Origin of the sequence: Paenibacillus sp. VMFN-D1, from assembly GCF_003386155.1 — a bacterium.
Taxonomy (GTDB): Bacteria; Bacillota; Bacilli; order Paenibacillales; family Paenibacillaceae; genus Paenibacillus_AQ; species Paenibacillus_AQ favisporus.
In genome coordinates this window covers 412,118-424,364 of record NZ_QRDU01000004.1, presented here as the reverse complement: position 1 = coordinate 424,364, position 12,247 = coordinate 412,118, and the positions used below count along the sequence as shown (strand labels likewise).

10 protein-coding genes are annotated in these 12,247 nt (G+C 54.6%); 7 read left to right on the top strand and 3 right to left on the bottom strand.

Going from position 1 to position 12,247, the window contains the following annotated elements:
• Window positions 1-57 precede the first annotated feature (57 nt).
• Complete coding sequence (gene cls, locus C7820_RS25760) at window positions 58-1,563, bottom strand: cardiolipin synthase (protein ID WP_076174735.1); 1,506 nt, start codon at window positions 1,561-1,563, stop codon at window positions 58-60.
• 238 nt (window positions 1,564-1,801) lie between these two features.
• On the opposite strand from cls, the gene C7820_RS25755 reads away from it, so the two are divergent.
• The 6 genes from C7820_RS25755 (at window position 1,802) to C7820_RS25730 (ending at window position 8,035) form a co-directional block, all read left to right on the top strand.
• Window positions 1,802-2,383 (top strand): TetR/AcrR family transcriptional regulator, encoded by a 582-nt coding sequence (locus C7820_RS25755; RefSeq protein ID WP_076174738.1) that lies wholly within the window; start codon window positions 1,802-1,804, stop codon window positions 2,381-2,383.
• A gap of 40 nt (window positions 2,384-2,423) precedes the next feature.
• Window positions 2,424-2,771 (top strand): DMT family transporter, encoded by a 348-nt coding sequence (locus tag C7820_RS25750; RefSeq protein ID WP_076174740.1) that lies wholly within the window; start codon window positions 2,424-2,426, stop codon window positions 2,769-2,771.
• Window positions 2,771-3,085 (top strand): DMT family transporter, encoded by a 315-nt coding sequence (locus C7820_RS25745; RefSeq protein WP_076174742.1) that lies wholly within the window; start codon window positions 2,771-2,773, stop codon window positions 3,083-3,085. The genes C7820_RS25750 and C7820_RS25745 overlap by 1 nt, the downstream gene beginning before the upstream one ends.
• An 87-nt stretch (window positions 3,086-3,172) precedes the next feature.
• On the top strand, window positions 3,173-3,619 hold the full coding sequence (locus tag C7820_RS25740; protein WP_076174745.1) for a carboxymuconolactone decarboxylase family protein: 447 nt from the start codon (window positions 3,173-3,175) through the stop codon (window positions 3,617-3,619).
• 214 nt (window positions 3,620-3,833) lie between these two features.
• Window positions 3,834-4,757, top strand: a complete 924-nt coding sequence (locus C7820_RS25735) for a TetR/AcrR family transcriptional regulator (protein WP_181909199.1) — start codon at window positions 3,834-3,836, stop codon at window positions 4,755-4,757.
• Between the two features lie 44 nt (window positions 4,758-4,801).
• Window positions 4,802-8,035: an efflux RND transporter permease subunit gene (locus C7820_RS25730; RefSeq protein WP_116233452.1), complete on the top strand. Its 3,234-nt coding sequence runs from the start codon at window positions 4,802-4,804 to the stop codon at window positions 8,033-8,035.
• Window positions 8,036-8,182: 147 nt separating this feature from the next.
• On the opposite strand, the gene mobA is transcribed toward C7820_RS25730, so the two are convergent.
• The gene (gene mobA / locus C7820_RS25725) at window positions 8,183-8,869 is read right to left on the bottom strand and encodes a molybdenum cofactor guanylyltransferase (RefSeq protein ID WP_116233451.1); all 687 of its coding nucleotides are present in this window, start codon (window positions 8,867-8,869) and stop codon (window positions 8,183-8,185) included.
• 225 nt (window positions 8,870-9,094) lie between these two features.
• On the opposite strand from mobA, the gene C7820_RS25720 reads away from it, so the two are divergent.
• The gene (locus C7820_RS25720) at window positions 9,095-10,333 is read left to right on the top strand and encodes an MFS transporter (protein WP_116233450.1); all 1,239 of its coding nucleotides are present in this window, start codon (window positions 9,095-9,097) and stop codon (window positions 10,331-10,333) included.
• Window positions 10,334-10,502: 169 nt separating this feature from the next.
• Here the strand turns inward: C7820_RS25720 and C7820_RS25715 are convergent, their stop codons facing one another.
• A complete protein-coding gene (locus C7820_RS25715; protein ID WP_181909198.1) occupies window positions 10,503-12,191 on the bottom strand; it encodes a glutamine--tRNA ligase/YqeY domain fusion protein in 1,689 nt (562 codons plus the stop codon).
• Window positions 12,192-12,247: the final 56 nt, after the last annotated feature.

Sequence of the window (12,247 nt, the reverse complement as noted above, 5' to 3'; positions counted from 1 at the left end):
CCACTCACGGGCCGCCCAAAGAAGCTTTTCCGCCTACCTTATATCACCGCAAAGCCGCTACAGCAAAGGGGATAGCAGCCTCGCGAGCGACTCCATAAAGCGCTCCGGTATTTTTTTCTTATTAAATTTATCGGGAATGATTTGCTTCGTATACACCAAATCCCGTTCAAAGTCCGACACGATCCGCTGCACGCTCTCGGTCTGCACCAGCAGCGCGTTCACTTCAAAATTCAAATGGAAGCTGCGCATGTCCATATTGGCGGTTCCGATCGTCGCCACTTCGCCGTCAATGATCAGCAGCTTGGAATGCAGGAACCCTTTTTCGTATTCGTAAATTTTGACGCCCACGTCGAGCAGCGAAGGAAAATACGAATGGGAAGCCAGGAACGGCAGCCACTTATCCGGCTTGGAAGGAAAAAGGATGCGTACGTCGAGCCCCGACATCGCGGCCACGCGCAGGGATGTCAGGATATCGTCGTCCGGGATAAAATAAGGCGTCGCCAGCCAGACCGATTTCTGCGCCGAGGTGATCATCGAGAAGAAAATATTTTTGAGCGTACGCCGGTCGTTGTCCGGTCCGCTCGGGATAATCTGCACGGCGCCGCCGCTGCTTTCCGCCAGCTCGGGAGACAGATATTCGGCGTCCAGCACCTTTTCCCCGGTCATATAGAGCCAGTCCTGCAAGAAAATAATTTGCAGCGTCCGCACCGCCTCGCCCCTGACGCGCATATGGGTGTCTCTCCAGAAGCCGTATGCCGCATTGCGGCTCAGGTACTCGTCCCCGACGTTCAGCCCGCCGATAAAGCCAACCTTGCCGTCGATCACGACGATTTTACGGTGATTGCGGAAGTTGACCCGGGAGAGAAAAAACGCCTTGGAGCTTCCGTACGCGACGACCTGAACCCCGGCTTCCTGCATGGCCCGGAGGAACGATTTGGGCAGCTGCATGCTTCCCCAGGCATCGTACATAAAGCGGACCTGCACGCCGGCTTTGGCCTTTTCAATTAAAATCTGCTGAATCCTTGTTCCGATATGATCGGCGCGGTAAATGTAGTATTCCATATGAATATGATGCCTGGCCTTCTCGAGCTCCTTCAGCAGGGTGGAGAACGTTTCCTGCCCGTTGGTCAGCACTTTGGTATCGCTGGAGAAGGAAATCGGAGTCCGCGCCAGCCGCTGCGAGAGATGCAGCAGCTGCTGCTGCATGGGATTAAAGGAAGAGAGATCCGGATGGAACCGCGCACCATTCTCTTCAAGCCGGTCATATGTTCTGAGGTCCTGCTCGGCTTTTTTATCGAACTTGCGCCGTTTGAAGTAGTTTTGCCCGAAGAGCAGATAAAAGAACAGACCCACCACCGGCATCAGGGCGAGCAGCAGAATCCAGGCCATCGTCGAGGACGGGTTGCGGTTCTCCATAAAAATCATGAACCCGAGCGACACGACGGTAAGCGTGGAAAATATACTGACAATGGTTCCCGCGGTTTTGCCGAACACGCCGAAACCAAAATAGTAAAACGCAAATAATATCGCGGCAATGATAAAGATTTGTATTCCCCGTCTCATATGTTACCTCTCTTAAGTATCATTAAAAAACATGCATATCCATGGTCATCGTCCAAACCCATAAGGTATATTTTACATGAACAAGTTCAAAGTTCCTACGAATTTTTATCGAATGGACAAGCCCGCCTGAAATTTCCGTGCATGCCTGATGTTAGAATGCCCATCTTCTTGACATTGGCTGCATTGTGTGAAAAAATATCACCTAACGACCGTTAGGTAGTCAATAGGAGTCGATGATATGAACGCAAAAAACACCCTGCTCGAAGCTGCATTATCGCATTTTGCCAAGGATGGATATGAAGGAGCGTCCCTGCAAAAAATAGCCGAGGAAGTCGGCATCAAAAAGCCGTCCATCTACGCGCATTTTAAAGGGAAGGATGAGCTGTTCCTGCAGACGCTGAAGGGCGCCCTCGATGAGGAAGGGACCCGGATTATCCGCCGCTATATCAGCCTGAAAGACCAGCCGCTCGAGCAGCGGCTCAAAGGACTGCTGGAGTATCTCCAGGAGGAGTACACCCGGAGCAGCAAAACCAAGTTTGTGCTGCGCATGGCCTACTTTCCACCTTCCTCGCTGCATGATCAGGTCATGGAACTGGTCTTTCCGTTTCTGGATTCGATGGAAAAGCGGATGATTCGCGTCATGCGCCACCACGCTTCCGCCGGCCACCTCCCGGTTAAAGATCCGGACGGTGCCGCCGTCGCCTACATGACGCTGATCGACGGGGTCCTCATCGAAATGGTGTGCGGCGGGCTGGAGGGATCGCAGCGAAGACTGGCGGCATCATGGCCCGTATACTGGGCGGGCATTCATCATATTTGACGCAAGTGGCATCCTAACGGACAAATAAAGGAGGATCATCATGAACCGCCACTGGCTTTCTGTTATTATCGGGGGCGTTGTGGAAGTGCTGTGGGTGTCCGGCCTGAAGCACTCGGACAATGCGCTTGAATGGATTCTTACGGTCATCGCTATCATCGCGAGCTTCATTCTCATTATTAACGCTTCGAACCATCTGCCGGTCGGGACGGTGTATGCGGTGTTTACCGGCCTGGGAACGGCCGGCACCGTAGTTGCCGAGATGCTGTTCTTCGGCGAACCGTTCCGATGGTCCAAGTCGCTGCTCATTCTCGTTCTTCTCGCCGGAGTGATCGGCCTTAAGCTGGTCACTGACAAAGACGGCAAGGGACAAAAGGAGGCGAATCACTGATGGCTTGGATTGCAATCGTCATCGCCGGCCTGTGCGAAATGTTCGGCGTCATCGGGATCAAGGGCGTCACGCAAAAGAAAGGGCTGCCGGCATATGTCATGCTGATCCTGTCCTTTATCGTCAGCTTCTCCCTGCTGTCCTACGCCATGAACTCGATTCCGATGGGAACGGCGTACGCCGTCTGGACCGGCATCGGTACGGTCGGCAGCACGCTGGCCGGCATGTTTCTGTTCGGCGAGCCCAAGGAATGGCGGCGGATTCTGTTTATTGCGATGATTTTGGCCTCAGCGGTAGGTTTGAAGCTGATCTCATAATTTTTTTTGCTTTTTTATGGAATGATGTCACAAATCCCGCACCTGATCAGTCTTCTTTGTGAACGAACCTAAAGGAGGCTGTTATCGATGGAAATCAGATTGAATTACAAGGACGCCAATATGCCGGCTCTTAGAGCGATGCTTGCTTTTGAGCAGTTTGCCCAGAGCACTACGATCGACAAGGTGCTCTCCGAGCTGATCAAGATCCGGGTGTCGCAAATTAACGGATGCGCGTTTTGCCTGGATATGCACAGCAAGGACCTGCTCAAGCTGGGAGATTACCAGGAGCAGCTGACGCTGGTCTGCGTATGGCGGGAGGCCCCTGTATTCACCGAGCAGCAGCGCGCAGCACTGGAGCTTGCGGAATACGTGACGAAAATTTCCGAGGCAGGCGTCCCGGATGAGGTGTTCGGCAGGGTCAAAGAACATTTTGACGAGAAGGAAATCGTCGACCTGCTGATGGCGATCAACGCCATTAACTGCTGGAACCGGCTGGCCATTTCGACCGGTATGTTTCCCGGCTGTATGGGTTAAGAGAACCGCCTATCTAAACCGTCACAATTTCGCCATATTCATTCCCTATAAATGTGGAGCCCAACCGGCACCTTCCTGCGTAATACAACCAGGAAGGTGCCTTTTTTTGTAAATGGCGCCGGGTTGTTTGAAAACGACCTTCCTTTGTAATATAATCGTTCTGACTAGGCGGTCAATTTGAGAACCGAAGTGTCAGAAAGAGGTGAAGGTGCATTTGTCTGAGAAATTGGCGGACAAGAAAAAACAGATTCTGAAAACCGCCCTGCAGCTGTTTTCCACAAAGGGGATTTCGGCCACCTCCATGCAGGAAATCGCGGAATACTGCGGCATGTCCAAAGGCAGCTTGTATCTGCACTTCAAATCCAAGGAGGATCTGGAGAGCAGCATCTACCTGTACTGTGAGGGCCTGATCCGGGACAGCGTTATGCAGGTGGAACAGGAACACCTTCTGACTCCCAAAGAACAGCTGCGGAAACAGCTGGAAGTCGTGCTGAATCTGCTCGTAGAACTCCGGGAGTTTCTGGTGGTGCAGATTCAGGATCACCATGCTTCGGGAAAAAAGCCACCTTCCCAGAAACATTTGCGTGAAAAGCAAATCATCGGCATCCAGTGGTTCAAAAACAAGCTCGAGCAAATTTACGGGGATGACGTCTATCCCTACACGCTGGACCTTACCATGTTTGTGGTGGGCCTTCTCGACGGATATATCCGGACGCTGTTTATTCCGGGTCTGCCGCTGAACATCCGGCGGGTTGCCGATCATATCGTGTTTTTGCTGGACGAAGTCGCCGGCGGCATGGTCCGGTCGCAGCGGGATCCGCTTATTTCCCCCGGGATATGGACCGAGTGGACGGAGAAGCTGAAGGACCGGTCCGGGGGGAGCCTGCGGCATCCGCTTATTATTACCAAGCAGATGCGGGATCTCTTAAAGGACAAGCTGTCGGAAGGACCAGAGCGTGACCTGGCTCAGGAGTCGATCGATATCATCGACAAGGAGTTTCGGGACATCGAACCGCGCAAAGCGATCCTGGCCGGCATGATCGCCAACCTGGAGAGCGTGCCCGAGCTTGTTTCCTTAAGCCGCGAATTGAAGGAAATCTGCAGGCTGTACGTGTTTTCAAGAACCGATCGTACCTGAAGCGTGAGCAAGAGATACAAAGGAGAGGAGCAGAAACCTGCGAAATGAAGAGCATTATTAATTTTTCATTGAACAATAAATTCGCCATCTGGATCCTGACGGTCATCGTCGCCGCCGCCGGCTTGTACAGCGGGCTGGTGATGAAGCAGGAGACGATTCCGAACATCAACATCCCGTTTCTTAGCGTGACCGCCGTTTACCCGGGCGCAGCGCCGGAAGGCGTCGTGCAGGATATTACGATCCCGCTGGAGCAGCGGCTGCAGAACGTGGACGGGGTCAAGAACGTCTCCTCTACGTCTATGGAGAACGCAGCCAACATCGCCATGGAATTCGATTACGGCACGGACCTCGATCAGGCCACCGCAGCCGTCCGGGAAGCGCTCAACGAAGTGACGCTGCCTGACGGCGCCCAGAAGCCGACGATCTCCAAGTTCAGCCTGAGCTCATTTCCGGTCGTATCCCTCAGCGCGTCCGACAGCTCAAGCGATCTTGAGGGTCTGACCAAAAACATTGAGGACGAAGTCGTGCCTGAACTGGAGAAAATTCCAGGTGTCGCTTCCGTCTCCGTCTCCGGACAATACGTCAAGGAAGTCCAGCTGACATTTAATAAGGAGAAAATGGCCCAGCTCGGCCTGACTGAAGATACCGTCAAGGGTATCGTTCAAGGCTCCTCCGTACGGGTTCCGCTCGGTCTGTTCAATCTGGAGCAGTCCTCCAAAGCGGTAGTCGTGGACGGCAACATCACGACGCTCGATGATTTGAAAAAGCTGACGATTCCGGTTACGCCGGGAGCGGGCAGCGCACAAGGACAGAGCGGTACTGCTGGAGCAGCCGGTCAAGGTGCCGGCGGCGCGGGCACTGCTGCCGGTGCAGGCGCAGGCAGCGCAGCCGGTGCTGGCGGCGCTGGGGCAGGCAATGCTGGAGCAGGCAATGCTGCTTCCATTCAAGGCGGCCAGGCCGGCGTTCCAACCGGCATTCCGACGGTGAAGCTCAGCGATATCGCCGACATCAAGGTGGTCGGCAGGGCGGAGTCGGTGTCCCGCACGAACGGCAAGGCCTCGATCGGCCTGCAAATCGTCAAGGACAATGACGCCAACACGGTGGACGTAGTCAATGCCGTGAAGGACAAAGCCAAAGACCTTGAAGGCCAGTTCAAAGGCATGGAGCTTACGGTGCTGCTCGACCAGGGCAAACCGATCGAAGACTCCGTGTCGACGATGCTGGATAAAGCGGTCTTCGGCGCGCTCTTCGCCGTTATCATCATCCTGATCTTCCTGCGGAACATTCGCTCCACGATCATCTCGATCCTGTCGATTCCGCTGTCGCTGCTGATCGCCCTGCTGATTCTGTGGCGGCTCGATATTACGCTCAACATGATGACGCTCGGCGCGATGACCGTCGCGATCGGCCGCGTCGTCGACGACTCCATCGTCGTCATCGAGAACATTTACCGCCGCTTGACCAGCAGCGGCGAGAAGCTGCGCGGACGCGAACTGATCCGCGAAGCGACGCGCGAAATGTTCGTTCCGATCATGTCCTCGACGATCGTAACGATCGCGGTCTTCCTGCCGCTGGCGTTCGTTACCGGCATGGTCGGCGAGCTGTTCATGCCGTTTGCGCTTACGATGGTCTTCGCCCTGCTGGCTTCCCTGCTCGTAGCGATCACCCTCGTGCCGATGCTGGCCCACAGCTTGTTCAAGAAGGGCATCAAGTCCTCCAAGCAGCATGATCACGACAAGCCGGGCCGGATGGCCCGCGGCTACCAGCGGATTTTGAACTGGGCCTTGTCCCACAAGCTGATCACGTTCGGATCCGCGGTTATTCTGCTCGTGGCAAGCTTCTTCCTGACCCCGCTGATCGGCACCAGCTTCCTGCCGGATCAGGAGGACAAATACATCATGGTGACCTACTCGCCTGAACCTGGCGCTCAGCTGGAAACCGTGGAGAAGCGGGCCCTTGAAGCCGAGAAATACATTTTGAGCCAGCCGAACATCGACAAGATGCAGTATTCCGTCGGCGGCAGCGGCAATCCGCTGGCCGGGGGCTCGTCGTCCAATTCGGGTCTGTTCTATGTAGAGTACAACAAAGATACGAAAGACTTCGAGAACGTGAAGAAAAACCTGGTGGAAGGTCTGAAGAAACAGGTATCCACCGGAGAATGGAGCTTGATGGACATGTCCGGCGGCATGGGCGGAAGCTCGCTCAGCGTCAGCGTCTACGGCAACAGCCTGGATGATATCAAGCCGGTCTCCGAGCAGATCCTCAAGCTGGTGCAGGCAGACACGGATAATTTTGAAAAAGCGAAAACCAGCCTGACCAAAGCTTATGACCAATACACGATCGTGGCGGATCAGCAAAAACTCAGCTCGATGGGCTTGACGGCCGGTCAAATCGCCATGAAGCTGAGCCCGGTCCGCGAACGTCCGGTGCTGACCGAAGTGACGGTCGACAACAAAGACTACAAGGTTTATATCGAAACCGACAACAAGGAATACAAGAGCATCAACGACATTGAGAACGAAACGGTTCAGTCGCCGCTGGGCATGAACGTTCCGATCAAAGACGTCGCCAAAGTGGAAAAAGGCACGTCGCCGGATACGATCACCCGCAACGACGGCAAAATGGTCGTGGACGTGACGGCCAACATCGTCACCTCCAACGTCGGCAAAGCTTCCTCGGACCTGCAAAAGGAAATCGACAAGATCGACTTGCCGGACGGCGTCGAAGTTAAATTCGGCGGCACCACCGAGCAGATCAACGATACGTTCACCCAGCTCGGCCTGGCCATGGCTGCGGCGATCGCCATCGTCTACTTCGTGCTCGTCGTGACCTTCGGCGGCGGCCTGGCGCCGTTTGCGATCCTGTTCTCCCTGCCGTTCACGATCATTGGCGGACTTGTCGGCCTCTGGATCGGCGGAGAGACGCTGAACGTATCGGCCCTGATGGGCGCCCTGATGCTGATCGGTATCGTCGTGACCAACGCGATCGTGCTGATCGACCGGGTGATTCACAAGGAACGCGAAGGCTTGTCAACGCGCGAAGCGCTGCTGGAAGCCGGAGCCACCCGTCTCCGTCCGATTCTGATGACGGCGCTCGCCACCATCGGTGCCCTGCTGCCTCTCGTATCGGGACTGGAGAACAGTGCCGGCATCATCTCCAGAGGTCTCGGCATCACGGTTATCGGCGGTTTGGTCAGCTCCACGCTGCTGACGCTGGTCATCGTGCCGGTTGTTTATGAGTTCCTGATGAAATTCCGGAAACCGAAAGTAGAAGATTAATTTCTTCAAATAAAAAGGACGTGCTTCTCTCCCTAAACGGGAAGGGGCACGTCCTTTTTCTATATAGTTTAGGCTTGCCGACGAAACCTAACCTACTAACCTATGCATAAAATCGGAATATACAGACAACTTAACAAAAATCCTCTCTCAAGAAAGACCTGTTATGGCACGCTTATAGTCTAAAGGCTCATTCATGTTATAGAAGGCTTTGTCCGCACCGGGCCCAAGCTCCTGGATGAGCTCTTCCTCGGAGACATAGCACACCTTCAGCTGCTCCAGCCACGCGGTCAGGCGCAGCCGGCCGGAAGACAAGCACGTCTCCAGGGACGGCAGAACACTGCGATGGTAGGCAGCCAGCAGCGGCTGAATGCGCCCTCCCGATACCGGGACGATGGCCTGGAGTTCGCTTTTATCATCCATAACCGCCGCCGCTTCTTCTGCCTTCTGTGCCAGAAAACGAAAAACCTCTTCCGTCACAAACGGCATATCACAAGCCGTGACGACGCTCCAAGGTGTGGCGGCAGCATGCAGTCCGGCATGCAATCCCGACAGCGGTCCCTGTCCCGGATAACGGTCATGCACCACTTCTTTGCCCAGGAACGCATATTTTTCGTCGTCATTAGCCGAAATGATGATATTTGAAGCAGACGGCGTCATCAAGCGGACGATCCGCTCGATTACCGTTTCGCCGTTCACGTTCAGCAGTGCCTTATCGGTCCCCATCCGGCTGGATTGACCCCCGGCCAGCAAAATTCCTGTGACCTTGAACATCGTTCGTCTCACCCCTCTCATTACAAGCATGAACAGGCAATCCAGGTCGTATTTTTCATACATTTAAAGTAGCTCCAAATAAATTATGGGATAATTCTCAAAAGTTGGTTTGTATCCCTTTTCAACTAATGATAAAGTGGGATTGGCAGTCTTTAAAACGCCGCTTTCGATATGGAATGAACGGAAGAATTTCTAACTTTGCGCACAGAAGCGGGTCATCAGAGATTACAATGCGGAACTTCAGTTCAACCTATATATTAGCAAACGGCCGGAAAGGAATGTGCTAGCGTGCAGGAAAACGGAATCAAGCCGTCTTCGTTAACGTCGCTCAAGGCGTTCAACTTTTTAATTTACGGCACCATGGTGATTTTCACCAGCTATTTTCAATTATACCTGCAGGATGCGGGAATGAACAAACTGGAAATCGGCAGCCTGATGGCACTGGGGCCGCTGATCTCTCTGCTGGCCAATCCGGTCTGGACGTTTGCCAGCGAGCGCCTTCGGGACACCAAGCGCAGCCTGCTTCTCATGATGGCAGGCACCCTGCTGCTGACTCAATTTGTATTTCATGCCGATACGTTTACGATGATTTATGTGGCCATGATGCTCTTTTTCTTCTTTCAAAGCCCGATGTTTGCGCAGAGCAATACGCTGATTCTCGGCTATATTCCGGATCAGCCGCACCGGTTCGGCGCGTTCCGGATGTGGGGCTCTATTGGCTGGGCGGTGACGGCTGTGGCGGCCGGCCTCTTCCTCGACCGGATCGGAATCTCCCGCCTCTCCTTCGTGTTTACGGGAATCCTTGTCCTGGCGATCGTGTCCGTCCTGCTCCTGCCTCCGCTTAAGCGGACCTCCGAAACGCCGCCGATGCGTCTCCGGGGCTTTGGCAGATTTGCGGTGAACCGTTATTTTATCGCTTTTATCGTTCTGGGGATGGCTGTCTCCGTCCCCACCTTTATGAATAATACGTTCATGTCGCTCTACATCACAGAACTGGGAGGATCAAAAACGGTAGTGGGACTTGCCGTCTTCCTGTCATCCATTCTGGAGATCGGTGTGCTGATTCTGTTCAATCGTTATCTTAGGCGTAAATTATCCACGCTCGTGGGCTGCCTTTCCCTTGTGAGCCTTCTGTTTGTCCTTCGCTGGCAGCTGATGGCGAACGCCACGAGCCCTGTCGAAATCGCCGTCATCCAGATCCTTCACAGCATCACCTTCGGCGGCTTCTTCTTTGTCGGAACCCAGGTGGTGCGCCTGCTGACGCCGGCTCCCTTCCGCGGACCCGCTCAGGCGCTCTACACGCTCACTTGGAGCGGCATCTCCGGCATGCTCGGCAGCCTGGCCGGCGGCTGGCTGTTCCAGAACTTCGGCGGCGCGGCCATGTACAAAATTTGCGTGATGCTGGCACTGATCGGCGCGGCTGGATTCGGCATTATGTGGTACTGGATTCGCGTTCAGCATCATACCCAGGCGGGGGCTGCCGGAACGGTGACCGGGCCTGCCGATGATGACGATGCACCGTTCTAAAGAAGCTGGACCCGAATGGCCGGGCCAAAGCTTGACATAAGCGAGACAGAGCAAGCTAAACTGAAACAAAAAGCCAGCCGCTGGATGATTGCATCTGCGGCTGGCTTTTCTATATGTCATTCGAACGTTGCAGGTCTTCTCTAGGTTCTTGTGCCGAGCCGATCCCGCCTTATTTCGGCAGTTGGAAGGAGCTCTTCAGGGAGACGACCAGGTTAAATACCGGTTGTCCGGGCGCAGAATACTTCGAATCCACGTTAAAATATCCGTGCCGGAAAAACTGGAACTTGTCCTGCGGCTTGGCATTCTTCATGTCCGCTTCCACAAAGCCGTGCAGCACTTCGAGGGAGTTCGGATTGATTTCGTCCAGGAAGCTTTTCTCTGCCGTTTCGGCTTCGTTCTCCTCGGCTGGGGCGTCCGTCTCCTCCGCCTTGATCAGCGGCTCATACAGACGGAACTCGGCCGGTACGGCATGGGAAGCTTCGACCCAGTGGATGGTTCCCTTGACCTTGCGGCCGGTAAAGCCGGTGCCGCTCTTCGTCTCCGGATCATAGGTGCAGTGAATTTCCGTCACCTGGCCGTTCTCATCCTTCACGAAATCATGGCATTTAATGAAATAGGCATTCTTCAGCCGGACCTCATTGCCCGGGAACAGGCGGAAGTACTTGTTCGGCGGGTTCTCCATGAAGTCGTCCTGCTCGATGTAAATTTCACGCGAGAACGGGATTTGCCGCGTGCCCATGTCCGGGTTCTCGGTATTGTTCTCCGCTTCGAGCCATTCCACCTGGCCTTCCGGATAGTTAGTGATGACCACTTTCAACGGCCGCAGCACCGCCATCGTGCGCGGCGCCTTCAGCTTGAGATCCTCGCGGATAAAATGCTCCAGCATTTGCAGATCCACCAGGCCCTGGCTCTTCGAGATGCCGGTCTCGTACACGAAATTCCGGATCGCTTCCGGCGTGTAGCCGCGGCGGCGGAGTCCGGAAATCGTCGGCATGCGGGGATCGTCCCAGCCGTCGACGATCTTCTCGTCCACGAGCAGTTTCAGCTTCCGCTTGCTGGTCAGCGTCTGTGCCAGATTCAGGCGGCCGAATTCGTATTGATGCGGCGTGCTTTCCATCTCGCATTCCTGGATGACCCAATCATAGAACGGGCGCTGATCCTCGAACTCCAGTGAGCAGAGGGAGTGCGTTACGCCTTCGATGGCGTCCTCCAGCGGATGAGCGAACGCATACATCGGGTAAATGCACCACTTGTCCCCTGTGTTGTGGTGCGTGGCATGGGCGATCCGGTAAATGACCGGATCCCGCAGGTTGATGTTCGGCGAGGCCATGTCGATCTTGGCGCGAAGCACCTTCTCCCCATCCTTGAACTCACCGCTGCGCATTTTCTCAAACAGCTCAAGGTTCTCCTCCACGCTGCGGTCACGGTAAGGGCTGTTCTGGCCCGGCTCGGTCAGCGTGCCGCGCGTCTCGCGGATTTGATCGGCTGTCTGATCGTCGACATACGCTTTGCCTTTTTTGATCAAGAGCACCGCACGGTTGTACATCTCATCGAAATAGTCCGAGGCATAACGCTTCTCTGCCCATTCGTATCCAAGCCATTTCACGTCTTCCTCAATGGATCTGACGAACTCCACGTCTTCCTTCAGCGGGTTCGTATCGTCAAAGCGCAGGTTCGTTGCGCCTTCGAATTCGCCGGCCAGCGCGAAATTGATCCAGATCGCCTTGGCATGCCCAATATGCAAATAGCCGTTCGGTTCCGGAGGAAAGCGGGTGACCACTTTCTGAACCTTGCCCGACTTCAGGTCTTCCGTTATGACATTTTTAATAAAATTGGAGGGAGTGCTTGGTTTCTCCACAGTTATCAACCTTTCATCCATAAAGTCTTCTTTATAGATAGACCTCGTCCATCTTA

Excerpts from the sequence above, each read along its gene's own strand:
- C7820_RS25750 (WP_076174740.1), top strand. The coding sequence starts at position 2,424 with ATGAACCGCCACTGGCTTTCTGTTATTATCGGGGGCGTTGTGGAAGTG.
- C7820_RS25730 (WP_116233452.1), top strand. The coding sequence starts at position 4,802 with ATGAAGAGCATTATTAATTTTTCATTGAACAATAAATTCGCCATCTGG.
- C7820_RS25740 (WP_076174745.1), top strand. The coding sequence starts at position 3,173 with ATGGAAATCAGATTGAATTACAAGGACGCCAATATGCCGGCTCTTAGA.
- mobA (WP_116233451.1), bottom strand. The coding sequence starts at position 8,869 with ATGTATGAAAAATACGACCTGGATTGCCTGTTCATGCTTGTAATGAGA.
- C7820_RS25745 (WP_076174742.1), top strand. The coding sequence starts at position 2,771 with ATGGCTTGGATTGCAATCGTCATCGCCGGCCTGTGCGAAATGTTCGGC.
- cls (WP_076174735.1), bottom strand. The coding sequence starts at position 1,563 with ATGAGACGGGGAATACAAATCTTTATCATTGCCGCGATATTATTTGCG.
- C7820_RS25755 (WP_076174738.1), top strand. The coding sequence starts at position 1,802 with ATGAACGCAAAAAACACCCTGCTCGAAGCTGCATTATCGCATTTTGCC.